Raw genomic sequence first — 22,077 nt, 5'->3', positions numbered from 1 at the left:
GTAACTATAGCATCAGATCTCAGCACAAGTCTAGGGGTAAAGCAAAAATATTTTGAAATATTTAGGAGCGTCCCTGAACCAGACAGATCGATTGTGCCTCAAATTCCAGGCACAGTAAGAGTTTAGCACAATTCTCGCTCTGTGCGATCGGCCTGTGCGATCGGCAATTATCTCGCCCCCAGCAGTCATGTGGCCTGGGTTCGGCAGCTTTGGCAGCGTCCTGATTCGATCCAGCGCATTAAAATAGCCTTATCAGCCCAGGCGCATCTACATTTTACAGTCCTGTTTGATAAAACTCACCTCTGGCACCATTCTCAAGAACAGGCAAGATGCCTGTTCCACAAAGAATGAATTTCTTGTGGGGAGTAAGGGTTGGGCATCCTGCCCCTAAAAGCCTTATTGAGAATGGTGCAACATCTCAGATGAAATGCTTGTGGGGTGTCCCGCCCGCCCGAAAAATACAACGCAAGAAGCGGGACAACTTATCCCACACCGCATTAGTTATCAACCATCTCTCTTCTCTATTCCCTCTTCCTTCGCGCAGCTTCGCGTCTTCGCGGTTCGTTTAAAAAAAAGTCTTGCCCGCAATATAAAATCTAAAATCAATATGAGCTACTGTATCAAGCCAGAATGTCAAAATCCTCAAAACTCCCCCACCGCAAAATTTTGCTTAAACTGCGGCTTTAACCTGTTGCTGAGACAGCGATATCGCCCGATTGAACTTTTAGGTCGAGGCGGATTTGGTAAAACTTTCCTAGCAATTGATCAAGACATCCCATCTCTACCCCGCTGTGCAGTCAAGCAATTTTATTTTTACGACCGCGACCCCGAAATTTTTAACAAAGCCGTTGAATTATTTCGGCAAGAAGCCGTCCATTTAGACGAACTCGGAAAACACCCGCAAATCCCCACATTATTAGCCGGATTTGAACAAGAAGGTCATATTTATTTAGTTCAAGAGTTTATAGAGGGGCCGACTCTTAAACAAGAATTAGACAAGAGTGTCTACGAGGAAAATCAAATTTGGCAACTGCTGCAAGACTTATTGCCCGTGCTGCAATTTATCCACGACAAGCGCGTCATTCACCGCGACATCAAACCCGAAAATATTATCCGTCGCCAATCGGACAACAAACTCGTATTGATCGATTTCGGCATTGCCAAACTGCTGACTGATTCAGCCATACTTCGTCCAGCAACGCTCATTGGCAGTCAAGATTATGTAGCTCCCGAACAAATGCGTGGCAAAGTATTTCCTGCTAGCGACCTTTACAGTTTAGGTGTTACTTGCATTCGCCTAATGACGCAAGTTCCTCCCTTGGATATGTACGACTGCAACAACGAGCGCTGGTGGTGGCGCGAGTTTCTCCCCAAAGCCACGAGTATTAGCGACGAGTTAGGCGAAATTTTAGATAAATTGTTGCAAACTCATCTCAATCAGCGGTACAGTTTTGCTACGGAAGTTTTGCAGGATATCAAAGCAGCTTTAGATATTCGTCATCAAAATTTGCTTTCGCCCGAAAAGCAGATCATCGCTCCTGCTCTTAATAATAGCGACAACTCAACCGATATCAGCGCGCTACCAACTCCTGATTCTTCAATTTCACCCACTAATGCCGTCCCCAATTCGGCAGAAAGTTTGTCCTTATCTGCTACTTCAAATACTTCAAATATCGAGCCAACGCTAATTTCTGCACGGGGAGTTGATTATACCAAACTGCGAGATTTTTTGTCAAACAAAAAGTGGAAAGAAGCCGATCGCGAAACTTGGGGCTTGATGTGTCAATCTCTTTCCCAGCCACAGGGAACTCAGCTAGAAATAAGCCAAATTTACCAGCTACCCTGCGAAGATTTGCAAACAGTCGATCGCCTTTGGTTGCACTACAGTCAAGGTCGGTTTGGCTTCAGCGTCCAAAAGCAGATTTATGAAAGCGTTAAGGGAGACTATATCAGATTTTGCGATCGGGTCAACTGGCAAACCTACAATTCTGCTAATACTTTAGGGCTGATTAAATTTAGTCAGCAAGCACCAATCGGACACCTCCCCTCTCGCAGTTGGGTTGGCGGCATTCAGTGGCTGCGGCATCTCGATGCCCTGTCAGCAAAATTAACCGAGTGCGACAATAATCCGGCTCCTAAATTGTAATTTGGTCTACCGAATAAGTAAGTAAAATTTTAAGTTTAAACTCTACCTGAAAGCAGAGAAATTTGTCTCGTTAGATGTAACCAGCGACCGAGGTTCGGTGCGATCGCTTGTCGCACAATGGATTGTGAAGGTGAACACAGCTACAAGTCTGCAATCCTGAGACTATAGCAACAGAATTAAAGAGAGGTATCAATCCATGTTTTTTCACAAAAAACAATTAATGGCTGCGGTGACTGTAGACCAACCCAACCCCCGTTTTGCCCAATTGCTGCTAGAACAGTTTGGCGGAGCAACCGGAGAACTGACAGCAGCTCTGCAATACTGGGTGCAGTCCTTTCACTGTGAAGATGCAGGGATTAAGGATATGCTCCAAGATATTGCAATAGAAGAATTCAGCCACTTAGAAATGGTGGGGCAACTCATCGAAATGCACACCAAAAACGTTGACCAAACAGAAGCTTACAAAAGCACATTGTTTGCCGTGCGTGGCGTAGGCCCACACTTGTTGGACAGCCAAGGTCAAGCTTGGACGGCAGCTTATGTCAACGAAGGCGGGGAGGTGGTGCGCGATTTGCGCGCTAATATCGGTGCGGAAGCAGGAGCTCGCCAAACCTACGAAGAGTTGATTAAACTAGCACCGGATATGGGAACGAAAAAGACGTTGCAGTTTCTGCTGACTCGCGAAATTTCTCACACTCAAATGTTCATGAAAGCTTTGGAATCGCTGGGCAAACTCACCGATCCGATGTTCGGCAATATTCCGCCAGATTCCACTGTGGATCTCTACTTTAACTTGTCCACCAATGGCAAGGATGAACGCGGCCCTTGGAACTCGGAACCTACTTTCCAATACATTGCCGATCCAGCTCCCAAAGCTTAATTTGATAGTTGTGTAGGGGGTGTGGCTTAGAACATTTAAGCCCAGTATTAAGTAATTTTTAAGCCGCGCACCTTCTTTTGTAAGGTGGGTGGCTTAGAAGATTTAAGCCCTGTGTTGAGTAATTTTCAAGCCGGGTACTTTGCTTTAGTTGTTAGATGTGCGTGACTCGGAATCTTCAGGTTGAGGGTTGAGTATTTTTCAAGTCACGCGACCTACGGTGTTATAATTATTTCAAATCCCGATCGAACATTAACATCAAATCCATATTGAAATTGCGATCGACCTATTTATTAGTTTCTCACGGCAGCCGCGACCCCAGACCCCAACAAGCTTTGGAAAACCTAGGTCAACTGCTGTCTCAAAATTGGGCTGACTCCTTCCCCGCAGTAGCAACCGCCACCTTAGAACTCGGGCCCGCACCGCTGCACGAACAAATTTGCAGTTTTGGGGAACGTACCCTGTCGCTGGGACTGACAGAATTGCAAATCCTGCCTGTATTTTTATTGCCGGGAGTTCACGTCGCCGAAGACATACCGGCAGAGGTGGAAATTGCCCAACAAACTTTTGGTGACCAGCTAAAAATTGAATTGCGCCCGCATTTAGGTTCCCAAGAAGCAGGCTTAACAAAATTGGTAAAAAGTCAGATGGAAGAGGTGACTTTTCTCCCCAATCTACTATTGCCAAAATGGATTTTATTATCTCACGGCAGCCGTCGCCCCGGAGGTAACTCGACATTTGAGGAAATGGCTAGCAAACTCGGTGCGCTGACAGCTTATTGGTCAGTAAAGCCGAGTTTGTCAGAGCAAATTGACAGTTTGGTTCGTGGTGGACAGCAGCAAATAGGGATTGTGCCATACTTCTTATTTAATGGAGGAATTACAGATGCGATCGCCAAAAATGTCGCACAGCTAAAGCAGCAATTTCCTGCGGCGGAACTTTATCTCGCAAATCCTCTAGGCGCAAGTGTACAATTAGCAGACTTAATTGGGAATTTAATTCAAAAATGAACCCCAGAGGCACAGAAGAGGTAAAGGAAGCAAGAAAAATGTCTTTAGGAAAAGTGTATTTAGTAGGTGCGGGGCCCGGAGATCCGGGTTTGATGACCTTGAAGGGAAAAGCTCTGTTAGAGTGTGCGGATGTGGTGATTTACGACGCTTTAGTCAGCCCTCAAATTTTGGCAGCAATCCACCCACAAGCAGAACGAATTGATGCCGGAAAACGCAAAGGCCGTCACTCGTTAATGCAGGATGAAACAACTCAGTTAATGATAGAAAAAGCTGGAGATAATGCGATCGTAGTTCGTCTCAAAGGCGGCGATCCGTTTATCTTCGGCCGCGGCGGCGAAGAAATGGAAGAGTTGGTAAAAGCTGGAGTGTCAGTAGAAGTCGTCCCCGGTGTAACTTCTGGGATTGCGGCCCCTGCTTATGCGGGAATTCCTTTAACACATCGATCGTACAGTTCCTCTGTCACCTTTGTCACAGGCCACGAATCAGCGGGAAAATATCGACCGGAAGTAAATTGGCAGGCGATCGCCCGCGGCTCGGAAACCATTGTAGTATACATGGGAATTCACAATTTGCCTTACATTATCGGTCAGTTGACCGCAGCCGAATTGAGTGCAGAAACGCCCATAGCATTAGTACGCTGGGGAACGCGGCCGGAACAAGAAGAATTGATCGGGACTTTGGGTACAATTGTAGAGCAAGTTGAGGCGGTCGGATTTGCAGCACCTGCGATCGCGGTCATCGGAAACGTCGTTAACTTGCACTCGATATTATCTGGATGTCGGCCATATCCGACGGCGGTTGAAACCGCACCTACACAAACGATGTCCGCCTCCGCGGACTGAAGAAAATAAATTAATTTTAACCGTCTTTGTCTTCAACCCGCGGAGGCGGGTTTTTTCTGTGTAGACGCGGTTTCAACCGCCGTCTCTTCTTCGTATAGACGCGGTTTCAACCGCCACATCTTCTTATCATTCAACGCGCCACCTGCCGCATATACTCCCCCCACAACTGAGCAGCATTTGCACTACCTCCGGCAGTCGGAGAATTATCATCATTTCCCAACCAAACTCCCGTCACGAGTTGCTGACTCGGAATATAACCGACAAACCACAAATCTCTATTATCATTAGTCGTGCCTGTTTTTCCAGCTTCTCCCAACCCCAAAGCAGCACTGCTACCCGTACCTCCCCGCACAACACCTTGCAGCATATCAGTCATCGTATCCGCTACCGCTTCAGAAACTAACTGGCGATTGGCAATGCCATCTTTTTGATAATCATAAATCACCCGGCAACTGTTAAAATCATTTCGATCTTTGCAATCGCTGCTGTCAATAATTCGCTTGATTACGTGGGGGCGATTTCCCAAACCCCGGTTCGCCAAAACCCCGAATGCACCAGTTAATTGCAATACGTTAACTTCGCTTTCACCTAATACTAAACCAGGGTTAGAACGCAGTTCAGAAGTAATTCCCAAACGTCTGGCCATTCCCACTACATTGTCTAAACCGACATCTTGTGCTACTCTCAAAGCAATTGCATTTTCCGACTGTGCTAAACCCCGATACATATCAGCACTGCCGCTGGTTCTTTCGCAGCCACTATAACTTGATCCGCCCCAGGAAAGCGGCTCGCAAGAATAAGTTTTGCTGGCTGGTATTCCGCGTTCTAGGGCGGCTGCATAGGTAAAAATCTTAAATGTAGAACCGGGTTGTCTCAAAGCTTCGGTAGCCCGATTAAACTGACTTTTCAAGTAATCTACGCCCCCAACTAAAGCTAAGACTTCCCCGGTTGTAGTATTGAGAGTTACCACGGCTCCTTGAGAAAAACCTGCACTCGATCCAACATTTTCTACAGCATTTTTGAGGGAAGCTTCAGCCACTTTTTGCAGACCGGGATTCAAACCTGTTTCTACAATAAAATTGCCTTCTCTGGCTAACTGCTCGCCCAGCAAAAACTCCAATTCGTCAAACACATAACTGTAGAAATAAGGAGCGATCGTACTTTGCAGATATTCGCGAGCTTTCGGATTTATCTCAATTCGCGATCGCCTCGCGCGATCGGCTTCTTCCTGAGAAATCGTCCCTAGAGAGCGCATCCGTTCGATCACTCGATCGCGGTACTGCACTGCCAACTGATAATTTTGAATCGGATTAAAACTGTTTGGCCCTGGCAAAATCCCCGCCAAAGTCGCCGCCTCCGACAAACTCAAATCCTTCGCCGACTTGCCAAAATAAAACCGAGCCGCATCTTCAAAACCGTACAGGTCAATTCCCAAAAACACGCGATTTAAATAAGTCAGCAACAGTTCATCTTTGCTGTAATAACTCTCCAATTTTAAGGCTACTACGGCTTCCCGGAACTTGCGTCCGCCCGAATCTTGAGTACCTACATAATCTCGAAACAAACTCCTCGCTAACTGCTGCGTCAGAGTGCTGCCGCCTTCGCGAATTCCTCCCCCGCGAACATTGGTCAACAGCGCCCGCAAAACCCCCAGCGGATCTACCCCCACGTGCCAATTGTAGCGGCTGTCTTCCGAAGCAAGTACGGCCTTGGATAAATAAGGCGAAAAATCCTGCAATCGCTTTAATTCTAGGTGAGCGTTATTCTGAGGAGGGCGCAGTGGAGTTTGCCCGTCGCGGGCGTAAACAATCACGGGGCCATTGATACTTCTCGGCAGAGGCCGCACGTGAAACTTGGTCGATTCCATACCTACCAACACCGCAATCAAGGCGGTGATTCCGCTGACGCCGTAAAAGCTGTAACGCACAAGTTGCAAATACCAAGGCGGCGGATCTACGTACTGAACTCTGACAGCGGCGGCTAGTTCCGGCGGCCCTAAAGTGAACACGTCTCCGTGACGCAGGGACATACTTTTAACTCGCCTTTTGCCGCTGTAAATGCCGTTGGTGGAGTCTTCATCTTTGATGACAAAAGGAGTCCGTCGCCGAGTATCCCGCGACAGGGATAAGTGCACGTGACTGACAACGGGATTGCGAACTACAATATCTGAAGATTTGGACGATCGACCTAACAAATATCGATCGCCCAACAGCGGATAAACCTCAGCTTTAGCTGCACCCGCATCCTGTACCCACAGTTCGGGTACTTTGGCGTTCGGTTTCAGCGCTAGCTGGTTAAAATTAACCTTGGCAATAGTCTGGACTGCTTGGGTAATCGCACCCAAGACGGTTTGAGGTTTGCGGGGCGGCGGTGGGGTCATATTTCGCTGTGCACTACGATCGAGCGATCGGCTCTTGCACCATTCTACTCGCAACTTTTGGCTAATTTCACGATCGGCTCACACTCTCTTAGCGATCGTCGGCTAGTGACCAGGGATTTTAGGGTTTTTCGTCAACCTACCCCGGAGCGATGTATTGAGCAAATTTACCCAACCACAAAAAAGTCTCGCTCTCATCGACTAGCAGCAACAGATCATAAACTTGTCAAACAATAGACGAGCAATTGCATTCATTGACTCTCAATTCTTGAAATTATCTGCGTTGATCTGTGTTTATCTGCCTTTCATCTGCGGTTTCTTGCTCAATCAAAAATTCATGCAACTGCTCGTCTAATCAACAATTTCTCTAAAATTAATCCCTGATTTACCAACAAAATTCGCATAATTAAAACCCCCCTTTTTCAAGGGGGGTTAAAAGCCGAAAATCAGTTTGATTCTCCTTACATCGAAGAACCCAAACCGGCATAAGCACCGTAGAAGAAAAGAGCCAAAACGCTCAAAGCACCGAGACCGGCGACAGTAGCTACCAGCCACAAAGGAATTCTGCCACTTTCACTAAACATAGCGATCACCTCACTAATTCACAGCTAAACAAATTCGATCGAACTATTGAAAGCAAACTCCGACACCAGTTAATTAAAGAAATAACTGGAAAACAAAATACCCAGAGTAAAAATCAGCAACAAACCCAAATACAAAGAAGTCCGGTTTAACTCAACAGGCTGCTCGTTGGGATTAGGAACGCGCTCAGGCATTGTAAACTCCTATCGTTGAATAAATTGCATTGCTGCGATCGCGCCCAAGAAAAAAATTGTTGGGACACCTAAAGTATGAACTGCCAACCAACGCACCGTAAAAATCGGATACGAAATTGGCTCATTGTTTGGGGTTCTGCTCGTCATTTTTTCAGATCCTTGTTAAATTACTTGCCAATGAACTGATCTACTTGTTTTTTAGCTTCAAAGCGATCCGAAATAATCGGCACTTCTTCCCGCTGCGGTGTGAAATACTGGTTAGGGCGAGGAGTTCCGAAAGCATCGTAAGCCAAACCCGTTTGCACAAACAGCCATCCAGCAATAAACAAAGCCGGAATGGTGATGCTGTGAATTACCCAATAACGGATACTTGTAATAATGTCCCCAAACGGACGTTCTCCAGTTGTACCAGCCATTTAGAATCCTCCTTTCAACAACAAATTGACAGACAATCTCTATTACTATTCTACTATCAAGCAGCTTGCGCTGAACCTTGATATTTAAGTAAAGTACCGCTCGCGCCGATCACAAATCCGCGATCGGGGCCCATAAAGACAATCCTGTAAAAATTAGCGGGAACATCTTCAACTTCGTGGTCTTTTAGCCAAGTTTTCCCGCCGTCCAAACTGCACAGCAAATTGCCGCCGCCGCCGGCTACCCAAACTTCATTATCAGTCCGGTAAGCCATGTCCAGCAAACCCCAACTCGCCTTGCGATCGGGAAAAAACGGTTTTCCCCAACCTTCAGGATTCGACGGGTCGCTAAACTGAATCTGACCACCACGCGCGAGCATCCACAAACGCCCGTCCTTGGTAAAGCCCATATTTTGCAGGCGACGAGAACTATTGCGGTTATGAGGTTCCCAAGCTTCTTGTCCTGGTTTCCACACGGAGTAGAAATTGCCTTTCGAGGAAACCGCAACATACTGACCGTCTTCAGAACGGTTGATATTGCGAACTACCCCAAAAGAATCCTGCACGACAGCTTTCCAATTTTTGCCACCGTCAGAAGTCCGGTAAATCGCCCCGACATCGGTCGTCATCTCGGCGGAATTCGGGCCCAAAGCGGCGATCGTACTCGGAGAACCGGGCAACTGACTGCTCAAAGCAATCCGCGTCCAAGACTTACCCTCATCGTTCGTGTGGAGCAAAACAGAAGGCTGGCCGACAATCCAGCCTTCGGAACCCGAAAAACTCACCGATGCAAAACGCGACCTGGTATCGTCGATATCCAGTCCTATAGACTTCCAGCTAGTGCCACCGTCAAGGGTTTCGAGCAGAGTTGCCTCCGAACCCACGACCCAGCCGTGCTGAGAATTGCCCGTAAAGGCAATATCCTGCAAATTAGCTTCCGTCGGCAAGGAAATCACTTGCCAGGGGTTGTAACTCACAGAACCAATGGTGCTGCAACTCGTACAGATGAGCGCAGCGGCCAATAACATTACAATTCGTTGCCAAAATCTCACAATCGTTTTACTGCAAACCATACATACTAAGTAAAAACAAGAAACCAACGACCAAGCCGCCAAAAATCAGCAAACTTTTCTGACCTTCGGTCATGCCGTTGACACCGACACCGTAGCGCTGATTTGCCTTAAATCCCGATACCCCTTCCATCTGACCGAGATTTTGAAACATCGACTTGCGCGCCCCACAAACGGGACAGACCCAAGTTTGGGTCACATCTGTAAAAGCAGTGCCAGGGGCAATTGCATTTTTAGGATCGCCCTTTTTAGGATTGTAGACGTAGCCGCAGGCTCGGCACTCGTGCCGATCGAGGGTATTAGTCTCCGTGGCTCGATCGCTCATAAATCCAAAAGAGTAGGTCAGCTAATCGTGAAGTACCTCAACTAAACTTCGTTATAGTTGGGGCTTCCAACTAAAACTCATATTAGGACGGTCTTATTCGTCTTCGAGGTTTCCCGTCTCAACCGCCGATGCCACGTTAGGAACACCACAAGGGTGTTCGACACTTAAGTCGATGATGGTCTTACTTAGCGTCCACAGGCAGCCGCCCGTCTTCCACAGGCAGTTACAATATTAAAATATACATTAAAAATTATTGCAGAAGATGGATGATTAATCTCAACCAACTCGTAATTTTAGCTACCCAAAATCTATATAATGTAAAGACTAAGTTACAGAACCCTTTCACCGAGGCAGTAATTATTCACCGTGTTTGCACTCAGCGGCTACGAGTATTTTTTAGGCTTCCTGTTAATTTCCAGCCTAGTCCCCATCCTCGCCCTCACGGCGTCTAAGGTACTGCGGCCCAAAAGTCGTCCCTACGACCGACGCACTACCTACGAATCCGGCGTCGAGCCGATCGGCGGAGCCTGGATTCAATTCAACATCCGATATTATATGTTCGCTCTGGTCTTCGTCATCTTCGACGTAGAGACCGTCTTCCTCTATCCTTGGGCAGTTGCTTTCAACCAGCTAGGACTTTTGGCTTTTATTGAAGCCTTGTTTTTTATCACGATCCTCGTTATTGCTCTTGTCTATGCATGGCGCAAAGGAGCCTTGGAATGGTCTTAAGTTCTGACAAATCACAAAAAGCCCAACTTGTCAACCCAGTAGATCGCCCGGAAGTCACATCGCAACTCTCAGAGAACGTTATTCTGACAACAGTGGATGACCTCTACAATTGGGCGAGACTTTCCAGCCTGTGGCCGCTACTTTTCGGCACAGCCTGCTGCTTCATCGAATTTGCAGCTTTGATCGGATCGCGGTTTGACTTCGACAGATTCGGCTTAGTACCGCGATCGAGCCCCCGGCAAGCCGACTTGATCATCACGGCGGGCACAATTACCATGAAGTACGCCCCTATCTTAGTGCGGCTGTACGAACAAATGCCCGAGCCCAAATACGTCATCGCGATGGGCGCTTGCACGATTACCGGCGGAATGTTCAGCGTAGACTCCCCCACAGCAGTCAGAGGCGTTGACAAACTGATTCCCGTAGACGTGTACATCCCCGGCTGTCCCCCCCGCCCAGAAGCGATTATTGACGCAATTATCAAACTGCGGAAAAAAATCGCCAACGATTCTATGCAAGAACGGGCCAATTTGCTGCCAACCCACCGTTACTACACCAGACCCCACAAAATGAAAGTAGTAGACGACATTTTGGACGGCAAATACTTGTCTATTCCAGGCCGGATGGCGCCGCCGAAGGAATTGACGGAAGCAATGGGAATGCCAGTACCACCGGCCCTGCTTGCAGGACAAAAACAGGAGGTAAACCGTGGCTGAGACAGAATCTGCAATTGTTGAAGCCGGGAAAATTTCCCAGTGGTTGACTCAGAATGGGTTTGAACACGAAGCTTTAGCGGCCGATAATTTGGGCGTGGAGATATTAAAGGTCGATCGAGACTTCTTAATTCCGATGTCAACAGCACTGTATGCCTACGGGTTTAATTATATGCAGTGCCAGTGCGCTTACGACCAAGGGCCCGGAGAGGATTTAGTCAGCGTCTACCACTTGGCAAAACTGACAGATAATGCTTCGCACCCCGAAGAAGTCCGCGTCAAAGTATTTATTCCCCGCGACGATCCCAGAGTGCCATCAGTCTACTGGATTTGGAAAGCAGCCGACTTTCAAGAGCGGGAATCCTACGATATGTACGGCATTGTCTACGAAGGACATCCGAATCTGAAACGGATTTTGATGAACGAAGATTGGGTAGGCTGGCCACTGCGGAAAGATTACATTTCCCCTGATTTCTACGAATTGCAAGACGCTTATTAAGGGAGTTTTGCGAGGGCGGGTTTGAGCATAAAATTGGACTTTGGGAGTCAAGTTTTATGTGAAACTCGCCCTCTGTTTTTTTATTAACTGCTTCCTAGCCTCTGCCTGGGAACCGATGTCCAAAAACGCTATTTTCAAAAAAGTATTAGTATGGTTTACGAAACTGCGGGTTTAATAGCTTTACTAAGTATCGTAATAATTTACCTGCAACTTCGCAGGGGTAAGAAGAAACCCGATGATAACAGGCTCGAAGCACAGAAAGTTGAGCTTAGGCAAATAAACCAGCAGTTACAACAAGCAAATAACCTATTTACCGCCTTTATAGTTCAAATCCTGGCAATATTTAAGCAAACAGAGGCAGAACTCAAGGCAGCTACTACTGAGAACAATTCTTTGAAGCAGACGGTTCAAAAGCTACAACAACAGTTAGCAAGCGTTGAGAGCGAAAGAGATGAAGTAAGGAAAATTTCAACAAATCTTCGTATTAAAAATGTTTACTTTGAACAAAAAATTGAAGAACTAGAAGCTCATAAAAAAGTTCTTATTCAAGAATTGGGTGGTTCTCTCAGTAGTCAAGATATAGAGTTTATAACGTGGGAATTTTTAATCGAGAAAGTTAAAGAGGTTACTAGACAGCTTAATGAAGTCATAGCCCAAAATCAATCACTCATTAAAACAAATACGGATTTACAGCAAGAAAGAGACGTTCTGAGAAGAGAGTTAAATCAAGTTAAAGATAATAATACTAGATTGACGCAAGATAATCTACAACTCCGAGCTAGCAAAAATTCTTTAGAGTCAGAACTAAGACGATCACTAGACCGAATTCAACCTTTAGAGATAGATAATAACCAGCTAGAGCAAGAAAAAAACCAATTAGAAATAAAACTTTATGAGTTAAATTCATTCAACTCCAATTCACGTCAATTAGAAACAAAAGTTAAGGAACTAGAAGAGAATGCCAGAGAGCTAGAAAAAGCCAAAATAAGTTTCGAGCTACAGCTAGAAAGAAAGCTTTATGAGTTAAATTCATTCAACTCCAATTCACGTCAATTAGAAACAAAAGTTAAGCAACTAGAAGGTAATGCCAGAGAGCTAGAAAAAGCCAAAATAAGTTTAGAACTACAGCTTAAGGACGAGAGAAATAAAGTTGCACTTCTTGAGGAAACAATTAATGTTTTGCAAAATAAAAATTGGGATGAGGAAATTAGTTGGCTGCTTGCAGAAATAGATCAACTAGAGGAGATCATAAGAAGACTACGAGATGGTCATCATGATGAAATAAGTTTATTAGAATATTATAATAATTTAGTTTATTTCGTTCAAACATCTTTAGGAACTTCAGGTATAGAGGAATTAGATAATTGGGAAAAAACAGAAGAGTTTTACATAGAACTTATAAGTAGACTTTGTTTTATCGATACGATACTCATAACTAAAATCAAATACTTGGAATGTAACTTACATCCCGTTTATAAGGAATATTTTGCTGTGGCTTTAGATATTAGCTTGAGCTATCCCGGTAAATTTTTGTTTTGGAATAATGGCGAAATGTGGGGTGAACTAAGTTATTTCTTCAATAGTAAGTTGTAATTAAGAGTTTATCAATCTAACAGATGAGTTCCAACGATCGCAAAACGAAACTAGAAGACGGGATGTTCAGACACCGTATTATAATGTAATGTCTGGAGGTAATAAGAGTGACAAAGAATACAATTAAATTACTAGATGTCGTTGCCTTAACAGTTGATATTCCTGAATACAACCTGTGGCGCGGACAAGTAGGGACTGTGGTTGAACTGTTGGCTGATGGTGCAGCGTTTGAGGTTGAATTTAGCGATCGCAAGGGACGCACTTATGAATCTGTCGGGCTGAATCCAGAGCAAATCATGGTGTTGTACTTTGAGCCAGCATCACCTGATATCAAAGCCGAAAGGGTTACAGCATAAGTGGCACAATAACTTGTGGACTTTATAAAAAATTGGATTTCAGGTTAATAAGTGAAATAGCTAATAAACCTGCGCTCTTTAATGATACCGTTTAATGGGTCAGCAAATTAAATAATCTGGTGGTTCATCAAAATGACGAGTCTGACCGTAGAAATTCTTTGTTCTGAGGCGGCAATATTTTCAGCCACCGAGTCTCAACACCCGGAACCTTTGCTTTATGGCATCACAGACGGAAAGGCTGTTGGGACATATTTGGAGCAAAAGTTCAGACTCTATCTCAAGCAAAAATATGAATTTATAGATGGCAATTCAGCAAGCGGCATCGATTTCCCAGGTATATTAGTTGACGTGAAGGTAACAAGCATTAGGCAACCGCAGTCGTCATGTCCTTTCAAATCTGCAAGGCAAAAGATTTTTGGGCTGGGATATTCACTGATTATCTTTGTTTACGAAAAGACAGACAACAGTACGCTCCGAACTGCAACCCTGAATATTTTGCATACAATTTACGTGAGTGCCGAAAGAACAGCAGATTTTCAAATGACCCGTGGAATTCGCAATATTTTAGACAATGAAGGCAATAAAGATGATTTGCTTGCTTTCATGTTTGACAAAAATTTACCTGTTGACGAAATTGAAGCAGCTAACATTGCCGACGAAATACTGAGAAACCCACCAGTGCCAGGTTTTTTGACGATTTCTAATGCGTTGCAGTGGCGACTTCAGTATGGAAGAGTCATTGAGCGTGCCGGACAAGAGGAAGGCGTTATCGCAGTTTATCAATCTAAACGATGAGTCCCAACGATCGCAAAACCAAACTAGAATATGGGGATTTTCAGACACCGCTGGAATTAGCCGAGATGGTGTGTCGGAAATTGATAGAACTTGATGTTAACCCCAAAGTCATCATTGAGCCAACTTGTGGGATAGGTAATTTCATTAAAGCTGCTGCAAATTCGTTTCCATCCGCCAGCAAGATTATCGGGGTTGAAATAAATCAAAGTTATTTAATAGAATTAAGAGCTAAGCATGAATTGTTACAGGATGAAAGATGTGAGGTTAAGCACGGAGATTTTTTTGACTTTGACTGGACATCATTAATCAACCACTTTAATCATAGGGTGCTGGTACTTGGCAACTTTCCTTGGGTAACCAACTCACAACAAGGAACTATTGGCAGTGAAAACTTGCCTAAAAAAAGTAATTTTCAAAAGCACGCTGGCTTAGACGCACTAACAGGTAAAAGTAACTTCGATATCTCAGAATGGATGCTGATCCATGCGATACAATGGTTGCAAAATCGTGACGCCACTCTGGCAATGCTTTGCAAGACTTCCGTTGCCAGAAAGTTATTGAGTTACATTCATTCAAAAAAACTTAATCTCGCTAGCTGTGCAACTTACAAAATAGATGCTAAAAAGTATTTTGATGCAAATGTTGATGCCTGTCTGTTATTCTGCAAGTTTGACTTAAGTTCACAAAACTACTTCTGCGATGTATTTAGCAGTTTAGAAAGTTCTGACGGCTATCGAATCGGATATCACAATAATCTCCTTGTTAAAGATATATATTCTTTCAATAAATTGAGTAATTTATATGCTGTAAATTCCGGAACAAAATGGCGATCGGGGGTAAAGCATGACTGCTCGAATGTAATGGAGTTTCGGAAAATTGATAATTTGTTTGTCAATGGATTTGGGGAAGCTGTCGAGCTTGAGGAAACTTATCTATTTCCGCTATTTAAAGGATCTGATGTTGCTCAAAATCGCATTGATGCTACGGCTCGATATATCCTAGTTACTCAAAAATTCATCGGTGAATCAACCGAAAATATCAAAACTATAGCTCCTAAAACCGGACGTTATCTAGAGAAGTGCGGGCAATATCTAGATAATCGCAAAAGCAAAATTTATCAAAATAACCCTCGATTTTCGATTTTTGGAGTAGGCGATTATAGCTTCCAACCTTGGAAAATTGCGATTTGTGGGCTTTATAAAAAATTGGATTTTAGGTTAATCGGTAAAATAGCTAATAAACCTGCAATCTTTGATGATACTGTTTACTTTCTCAGCTTTGACAGCGAGAGAGTTGCACGTCAAACTTTTGAGCTTTTGAATTCACCGGCGGCAATTAAATTTTATTCAGCGATTATATTTTGGGATGAAAAGCGCCCGATTAAATCCAGCATTTTAAATTGTCTTAATCTAACATTGCTGGCAGATTTGGAATATTTAACCGCAGATGCCGGCAGATAAACGCGGATGAGTAAACTTCAATCATTCCGCAAGGCTGCGATCGGATCTAAGCGAGCGGCATTCCGAGCCGGTAGCACTCCAGCTAACAACCCGACGGTAAAAGACAGCCCAAAACCTGCTGTAATCGACCATACAGAAACCACAAACGGAAATTTGAACGCTGTCGAGGCCCCAAAGGCGATCGCAACTCCCAACCCAATACCCGCCGTTCCCCCCACCGTGGAAACTAAAATAGATTCCGCCATAAATTGAATTAGAATTGCTGCATTAGTAGCGCCTACCGCTTTGCGAATCCCGATTTCCTTAGTGCGTTCCACAACAGACACCAACATAATATTAGCAATACCGATGCCGCCCACCACTAAAGAAATTCCGGCGATCGCTCCCACCATCACCGTAAACAAACCGATCACATTGCTGAAAGTATTAACGATCTCAGTTTGATTTACAACTCGAAAATCATCCGGTTGTGGCGGATAAATATTGTGGCGCAAGCGCATGATATTTTCCACTTGAAATTGAGCATCCGCTAAATCCGCTTCGCCCGCAGTTTCCAACCAAAAACCCGAGATCGCAATCCCTGCTAAAGAATTTCTCCCCACAATCCGCGAAGACATATTTTTGAGGGGAATATACACTCGATCGTCCTGATCTGTTCCCCCTACAGACCCCTTGCTTTCCATCACTCCAATGACCTTGTAGCGGTTTCCCTGAATGCGAATATCGGAGGATAGCGCATTAACTCCGGCTCCAAAAAGTTCGTCCCGCACCTTAGAACCGAGGACAACTACTGGCTCAGCAGCATTCAATTCATCCTCGTTAAAAAACCGTCCTTGTTGAGGTTGAATGTTCTTGACATCGGGATAATTTAAATCCGTTCCCAAAATAGCAGTAAATGAGTTTTGTCCGCCGTAAACTACTTGCACTTGGCGCTGCAAATAAGCCGAAATCGCCTTAACTGCAGGAGCTTGTTTGCCGATCGCCTTAGCGTCATCCCAAGTAAGAGTAGTAGCAGAACCGCTTCCCTGACTGACACCGCCCGATCGCGAAGCGCCGGATAAAACCAACAGCACATTTGTACCCAAAGCCTTTAACTGTTCTTCAGTTGATTTTTGTACTCCCTGTCCCACCGAAGTAATAGCAATTACCGAAGATATCCCAATAATTACGCCCAGCATAGTTAAACTGGTACGCAACTTATTATTCCACAGCGCCTCTGTCGCCATGAACGCGATTTGAACATTAGAGATTTTCTTAATAACTGGGCGAGTCTTTAATTTCATGTTATTGGTTATTGGGCATTGGGCATTGGGCATTGGGCATTGGGCATCGGGCAATTAAAACTTTCTTCCTTCTTCCTTCTTTCTTTTCCTCCTTCGCGCCCTAGCGCTTACGCGCGGCTTCGCCTAACGCGCCTTCGCGGTTCAATAAAAAAATCAAAACCCTAACGCAAGCGCGTTCCGCCACCAGGTTGCAAACCCGGAATCCCGCCCGACGATGGATTTTGGGATCTAGGCCGCAATCCGGGGGGTAAACTAAGCAGCACTTTTTCATTTCCTTTCAAACCAGATCGCACTTCCGTCTTATCATCCACCGTCATACCAGTCTTAATCGGCATAAAAGCAGGTTTGCCATCTTCTCCACCCGGAACAAAAACCCCCGTTTCCCTTTGTTGGCGGACAATTGCCGCAGTCGGAACTACCAAAACATTTTTGAGTTCACCGGCCTTAAACTCAACATTCACATTCATGCCCGATCGCAGTATTTGTTTATCATCATTAATAATTGCCGCTTTTACCTCAAAACTTGTCACATTTTGCAGGACGATCGACTGAGGCGAAATTTGAGTGATTTTACCTGCAAAAGTCTTTCCCGCAAAAGCATCGGCTTGAATAGACGCAGCCTGGCCGATCCGAATTTGAGCAATATTAGTTTCTGCTACGTTTGCTACTAATTGATTTTTTGAAGCTAAAGACAAAATCGAAGAAGAAGTCGCCGAAGAAACCGCACTACCTGCCGTAGTGGGAGTCACAAAAGCGCCCGGATCAGCATACTTGCGAGTGACAGTGCCGGTGAAAGGAGCCCGCAGCACAGTGTCGTTGATCAGCGCTTGAACGCTTTGCAGGCTGCCTCTAGCGGCGAGAACTTGGGCGCGGGCTTGGGCGATGTCTTCCGGGCGGGAACCGGCTTCTAGCAGCGCCAAAGCTTGCTGTTTTTGCTCGACCGCGGCCTGGCCCGCAGCGATGTCTTCCGGGCGTGCGCCCGATCGCGCCAGGGCCAAAGCTTGCCGTTTTTGCTCCACAGCAGCCCGCCCCGCAGCAATTTCTTCGGGACGTGCGCCCGATCGCGCCAGGGTCAAAGCTTGCCGTTTTTGCTCCACAGCAGCCCGCGCCGCAGCGATTTCTTCAGGGCGAGTACCCGCTTTCAGCAAAGCTACAGCTTGTTCGGCTTGCCTGACTTGCGTTTGAGCTCGATCGCGCGCGGTGCGCGAGTTGTTCGCAACTTGCAAAGCAATGGCTCCGGCATTATAAAGTGCCTGATTTCTCTGAAAGTCTTCCTCAGCTTGGTTTTTGGCGTATTCGGCATCTCTGAGTTTGGCGATCGCTTGGGCGATGTCTTCAGGGCGATTGCCCTTAAGCAATTTTTGTAAATTTGCCTGTTGTTCAGCTAGTTGTGCCTCGGCTACGGCAATATCTTGGGCTCGATTGCCGTTGAGCAATTTTTGCAAAGTTGCCTGTTGTTCAGCTAAGGCTGCCTCAGCTACAGCAATGTCTTGGGTTCGATTGCCGTTGAGCAATTTTTGCAACGTTGCCTGTTGTTCTGCTAACACTGCCTTAGCCGCAGCAATGTCCTGGGTTCGAGTGCCGTTGACCAATTTTTCCAGGTTTGCTTCGGCGGCTGCGAGTTGTCCGCGAGTTTGGGTTAGTTGTCCTTGGAGGTTAGAGTCGTCCATGTAGGCCAGAATCTGCCCTTTTTCAACTTTATCTCCTTCCTTGACAAGCAAACTTTTGAGCATTCCTGAAGTTTTGGGGCTGACGTTAACGGAACGTTCGGGCACTATTGTGCCGTTTGCCGAAATTGTAATCGGCAGGTTCAGCCTTTGGACAGCAACGGTTTTTGCCTTGCGCCTGGTTTCGCGGCTCGATTTGGCTGTGAGTTGGCTGTAAGCTGTGTAGCCTACTCCTACAAGCAGGGAAGCGGCGAGGAGTCCGCTAAGCCAGGGAATCAGCTCTTTTTTAATCTGAAAGTGCTTTACTAAGTACATATAAATTAGACCTGATGGGTCTGTCTTGAATTTAGACAGATCGGGAACAGAAAAGGTTCAATTGAAGTCTGATTAAGTTTTTTTCCGTGTTTAATGCTTGCGGGCGATCTAATCTAGTTTAGATACGAATGCAGATAAAACCTATATGGTCGGCTTCGTTGGTAAATGCCGTAAAGCGATCGGCGATCGCCAAGCATAAATAATTGTTAAGCGCTTGGGTATGACAAATCATTGGAGCTGACAAACAGCTATGATTTTAGTCAAGCTGAAGTTATTGGCGATCGCCAAACGTAAATAATTGTTAAGCGAGCGATGGATAACGAATCATTGGAGATGACAAAATCGCAATATTTTAGGTGAGAGTTAGAGATGATAGTTGGTCGAGCGATTTAGCCGTTAGGTGGCATTTATTTCTAGGTTGATATGTTCCATTAAAATCATTGGTTAGTGATATATGGCTGAAATTGATAACAGACAGAAATTAAGTCAAAGAAATTCTAATTGGTTTGAAAACCAGCTTAAACCCATCGCGAAGTTCTTGATATATTTAAGAGTGCCTCTGACAGTTGCAATCGCAGCTTGGTATTTTTTTACCCAGATCGATCAAACCATTGAGGTCTATCGCGCCATTGCTTTAGATAATAATGTAGCTCAGGCACTTATTTCTACAGTATTGGTTATTTTGCTTTCACTTTGTGTGTGGTTCGCGGCACGTTTACTTGAGAAATGCTATCAAGAGCGTCTTCCTGAATACTACAAGCCAAAATTCGATAGCTTATACAAAAATGCACCTCGTTTGCTAGGTGCTATACCACTGGGTAGCCTGGCTTATGGCACTTGGGCTACCCAAGAAACATTGCAGAAATTATCGCCTCCTACTCCCAAGATTTTTTTGCTAGTGTGGATGTTTAGCAATATAGTTTTATTGCTAATTTTAGTTTATTTATTTATTAACCGTATTAAATTTTTCAAAGACTCAAAGTACCTAGATTCCTTGGCCTCTAACAAGATGGGTGAAGGTCTATTTGGGCAAACATTTGAAAATATATTTGTTAATATTGTCGGCTTTGTTTTTAGTCTTTTATCTTTGCCTACGATCGTGGCGGCAAAAGATCCACGTTGGTCTTTTGGTTTAATTGGTGTTTTGCTGTCGATCGTATTTTTAAATGTGGGGCTATTTTCTTGGCAAAACACGCTAAAGTCACGAATTACCGTTGTTAGGACTTGTTCAATTTCTCTGCTGGCATCCCTCGTCTTAGGGTTAATAATGCCTCCGACATTTCTTCCCGAACTGCTGGGTTCAATTAGTGTGGTGGCAATATCGTTGACGATGCTGGTGGTTATTTTTTCAACAATTTACAACTGGGGGCAACAAACTAAAATACCCGGCATAACGATTCTAATCGGATTAATGTTAGTTTCTAGTGCACTAAATCTTAATGACAATCACCGCTTTCAACAATTCAGCAAACCCCAAAAGTCAGACCTTCCAGCTTTAGACTCTAGTTTTCAGCAATGGTTAGCTAATCGCCCCGATCTCGATCGATTCTCAAATAAACCCTATCCTGTCTATATCGCTGCGGCTCAAGGTGGGGGTATCTATGCCGCTTATCATGCAGCGACAGCCTTCACAAAGGTAACAGAATATTTTCCAACTTTTCCTCAGCATATATTTGCAATCAGTAGTGTTTCTGGCGGTAGTTTGGGGGCTTCTGCCTTTTCAAGTTTGGTGAAATTTGGTGGAATTAGTGGTAAATCCCTTAGCCAAACGGCTAGCAAACTGTTTAGCAGTGACTTGCTGACGCCCCTCCTGACGATGGGGCTCTTCCCTGACCTGATTCAGCGATTTATCTTTTTCCCAATATACGATTGGGATCGGGCAAGAGGTCTGGAAGTTGCCTTTGAAAAAGCTTGGGATAAGCTGTCTCTTCCAAATCAAGATAATCCCTTGCGGCAGTCTTTTTACCAGCACTGGCAGCCCCAGGGCATCGCCCCTGCACTGGTTCTCAACACAACTGTTGTCGAAACTGGCGATCGCCTCGCGATCAGCCCCTTTCAGATTAACTTGCCCAACAAAGAAAATATTGCCATTGATGAACCCGATCTAGATTTGAAACTGAGTACGGCGGCTGGACTCAGTGCTCGTTTTCCCTACTTCACCCCTGTAGGGTGGTACCAACGCAGTAAGGACAAAAGTAAATTGCATTTGGCTGATGGCGGTTATTTTGATAATTCTGGTATTCCTACTGCTTTGGACATTGGGCGGAACTTACAGCGATTGGAGGGTAACGACAAAACCTTTAAAATTGTCTACCTATCCTTAATTGATGAGCCACCTAAGGAGTCTACAACTCAACTCAAGAGTGAAGGACTGAACGAGGTTTTATCGCCAGTTCGTGCCTTGTTTAGTGCGCGCAAGTCCCGCAGCCGCAGTGCTGTTGAGTTGTCTGCGTTCACGATCAATGATGGGATTGACGATCCACTCAAATATCAATTCAGAACCTTGTTCCTGAAAAAGTCAGGTGATGGCGTTAAGTTGCCTCTGGGTTGGCTCATCTCTAAGCGCTCAAGAGACTTTATCGATCTGCAGACACCCGATCCCAAAGCAACACCCTGTGATATCAAAAAATTCCGACAACCCATGGCAAAGGGTCGGGTGGTTGTGGATGACAACCATAACCTTTGTGTGATCGCATCGATTGGCAACGATTTGAGTTAGATTCAGATCGTGTCCAGTGCTCTAGACCTACTGTCTATTTAGGGCTTGCTGAATAATCGATCGCAAACTATGAATAGGAGCGACCGATATATTCAAACTCAACTAAAGATAA

21 protein-coding genes are annotated in these 22,077 nt (G+C 45.1%); 12 read left to right on the top strand and 9 right to left on the bottom strand.

What is annotated here, in order from left to right; translation table 11 throughout:
- Positions 1 to 607 precede the first annotated feature (607 nt).
- From QUA40_RS14585 to cobA, 4 genes are all read left to right on the top strand, one after another.
- Entirely contained in the window at positions 608 to 2,146 is a 1,539-nt protein-coding gene (locus QUA40_RS14585) for a protein kinase domain-containing protein (RefSeq protein WP_333126937.1), read from the top strand.
- Positions 2,147 to 2,342: 196 nt separating this feature from the next.
- Positions 2,343 to 3,026, top strand: a complete 684-nt coding sequence (locus tag QUA40_RS14580) for a manganese catalase family protein (protein WP_333126935.1) — start codon at positions 2,343 to 2,345, stop codon at positions 3,024 to 3,026.
- Positions 3,027 to 3,292: 266 nt separating this feature from the next.
- On the top strand, positions 3,293 to 4,033 hold the full coding sequence (locus QUA40_RS14575) for a sirohydrochlorin chelatase (RefSeq protein ID WP_445301152.1): 741 nt from the start codon (positions 3,293 to 3,295) through the stop codon (positions 4,031 to 4,033).
- Positions 4,030 to 4,875 (top strand): uroporphyrinogen-III C-methyltransferase, encoded by an 846-nt coding sequence (gene cobA / locus QUA40_RS14570; protein ID WP_333126930.1) that lies wholly within the window; start codon positions 4,030 to 4,032, stop codon positions 4,873 to 4,875. The genes QUA40_RS14575 and cobA overlap by 4 nt, the downstream gene beginning before the upstream one ends.
- Before the next feature lie 130 nt (positions 4,876 to 5,005).
- Here cobA and QUA40_RS14565 read toward each other — a convergent pair whose 3' ends face one another.
- The 7 genes from QUA40_RS14565 to QUA40_RS14535 all read right to left on the bottom strand — a co-directional run bounded on the left by QUA40_RS14565 (position 5,006) and on the right by QUA40_RS14535 (position 9,836).
- A complete protein-coding gene (locus QUA40_RS14565; protein ID WP_333126928.1) occupies positions 5,006 to 7,255 on the bottom strand; it encodes a transglycosylase domain-containing protein in 2,250 nt (749 codons plus the stop codon).
- A gap of 458 nt (positions 7,256 to 7,713) precedes the next feature.
- Entirely contained in the window at positions 7,714 to 7,836 is a 123-nt protein-coding gene (locus QUA40_RS14560; RefSeq protein ID WP_333126925.1) for a photosystem II reaction center protein J, read from the bottom strand.
- Between the two features lie 69 nt (positions 7,837 to 7,905).
- Positions 7,906 to 8,028: a photosystem II reaction center protein L gene (locus tag QUA40_RS14555; RefSeq protein WP_172190234.1), complete on the bottom strand. Its 123-nt coding sequence runs from the start codon at positions 8,026 to 8,028 to the stop codon at positions 7,906 to 7,908.
- 9 nt (positions 8,029 to 8,037) lie between these two features.
- Positions 8,038 to 8,175, bottom strand: coding sequence for a cytochrome b559 subunit beta (gene psbF, locus QUA40_RS14550; protein ID WP_006635504.1), 138 nt, complete (start codon positions 8,173 to 8,175; stop codon positions 8,038 to 8,040).
- Between the two features lie 20 nt (positions 8,176 to 8,195).
- Entirely contained in the window at positions 8,196 to 8,444 is a 249-nt protein-coding gene (psbE, locus tag QUA40_RS14545) for a cytochrome b559 subunit alpha (RefSeq protein WP_333126922.1), read from the bottom strand.
- Positions 8,445 to 8,500: 56 nt separating this feature from the next.
- Positions 8,501 to 9,514: a photosynthesis system II assembly factor Ycf48 gene (locus tag QUA40_RS14540; protein WP_333126920.1), complete on the bottom strand. Its 1,014-nt coding sequence runs from the start codon at positions 9,512 to 9,514 to the stop codon at positions 8,501 to 8,503.
- The gene (locus QUA40_RS14535) at positions 9,501 to 9,836 is read right to left on the bottom strand and encodes a rubredoxin (protein ID WP_333126918.1); all 336 of its coding nucleotides are present in this window, start codon (positions 9,834 to 9,836) and stop codon (positions 9,501 to 9,503) included. Before QUA40_RS14535 ends, QUA40_RS14540 begins: the two co-directional genes overlap by 14 nt.
- A 366-nt stretch (positions 9,837 to 10,202) precedes the next feature.
- Here QUA40_RS14535 and ndhC point away from each other — a divergent pair, with 366 nt between their 5' ends.
- The 7 genes from ndhC (at position 10,203) to QUA40_RS14500 (ending at position 15,981) form a co-directional block, all read left to right on the top strand.
- The gene (ndhC, locus tag QUA40_RS14530; protein ID WP_006635500.1) at positions 10,203 to 10,565 is read left to right on the top strand and encodes a photosynthetic/respiratory NAD(P)H-quinone oxidoreductase subunit C; all 363 of its coding nucleotides are present in this window, start codon (positions 10,203 to 10,205) and stop codon (positions 10,563 to 10,565) included.
- Complete coding sequence (gene ndhK / locus QUA40_RS14525) at positions 10,556 to 11,281, top strand: photosynthetic/respiratory NAD(P)H-quinone oxidoreductase subunit K (protein WP_333126915.1); 726 nt, start codon at positions 10,556 to 10,558, stop codon at positions 11,279 to 11,281. The genes ndhC and ndhK overlap by 10 nt, the downstream gene beginning before the upstream one ends.
- Positions 11,274 to 11,777, top strand: coding sequence for an NAD(P)H-quinone oxidoreductase subunit J (locus QUA40_RS14520; RefSeq protein WP_333126911.1), 504 nt, complete (start codon positions 11,274 to 11,276; stop codon positions 11,775 to 11,777). The genes ndhK and QUA40_RS14520 overlap by 8 nt, the downstream gene beginning before the upstream one ends.
- A 150-nt stretch (positions 11,778 to 11,927) precedes the next feature.
- The gene (locus QUA40_RS14515; RefSeq protein ID WP_333126909.1) at positions 11,928 to 13,370 is read left to right on the top strand and encodes a hypothetical protein; all 1,443 of its coding nucleotides are present in this window, start codon (positions 11,928 to 11,930) and stop codon (positions 13,368 to 13,370) included.
- Positions 13,371 to 13,477: 107 nt separating this feature from the next.
- The gene (locus tag QUA40_RS14510; RefSeq protein WP_333126907.1) at positions 13,478 to 13,726 is read left to right on the top strand and encodes a DUF4926 domain-containing protein; all 249 of its coding nucleotides are present in this window, start codon (positions 13,478 to 13,480) and stop codon (positions 13,724 to 13,726) included.
- A 132-nt stretch (positions 13,727 to 13,858) separates the two neighbouring features.
- Complete coding sequence (locus QUA40_RS14505) at positions 13,859 to 14,521, top strand: restriction endonuclease (RefSeq protein WP_333126905.1); 663 nt, start codon at positions 13,859 to 13,861, stop codon at positions 14,519 to 14,521.
- Between the two features lie 80 nt (positions 14,522 to 14,601).
- Positions 14,602 to 15,981: a class I SAM-dependent methyltransferase gene (locus QUA40_RS14500; RefSeq protein ID WP_333126903.1), complete on the top strand. Its 1,380-nt coding sequence runs from the start codon at positions 14,602 to 14,604 to the stop codon at positions 15,979 to 15,981.
- Positions 15,982 to 15,998: 17 nt separating this feature from the next.
- On the opposite strand, the gene QUA40_RS14495 is transcribed toward QUA40_RS14500, so the two are convergent.
- Positions 15,999 to 17,264, bottom strand: a complete 1,266-nt coding sequence (locus tag QUA40_RS14495; protein ID WP_333126901.1) for an ABC transporter permease — start codon at positions 17,262 to 17,264, stop codon at positions 15,999 to 16,001.
- Positions 17,265 to 17,425: 161 nt separating this feature from the next.
- Complete coding sequence (locus QUA40_RS14490; RefSeq protein ID WP_333126899.1) at positions 17,426 to 19,246, bottom strand: efflux RND transporter periplasmic adaptor subunit; 1,821 nt, start codon at positions 19,244 to 19,246, stop codon at positions 17,426 to 17,428.
- Positions 19,247 to 19,700: 454 nt separating this feature from the next.
- Here QUA40_RS14490 and QUA40_RS14485 point away from each other — a divergent pair, with 454 nt between their 5' ends.
- On the top strand, positions 19,701 to 21,965 hold the full coding sequence (locus tag QUA40_RS14485) for a patatin-like phospholipase family protein (protein ID WP_333126896.1): 2,265 nt from the start codon (positions 19,701 to 19,703) through the stop codon (positions 21,963 to 21,965).
- The last annotated feature ends 112 nt before the right edge of the window (positions 21,966 to 22,077 follow it).

Origin of the sequence: Microcoleus sp. Pol11C3, assembly GCF_036701485.1 — a bacterium.
In the GTDB taxonomy this organism is placed as follows: Bacteria; Cyanobacteriota; Cyanobacteriia; order Cyanobacteriales; family Microcoleaceae; genus Microcoleus.
The sequence above is the reverse complement of the archived record's forward strand: the minus strand, read 5'-3'. Positions and strand labels throughout refer to the sequence as shown.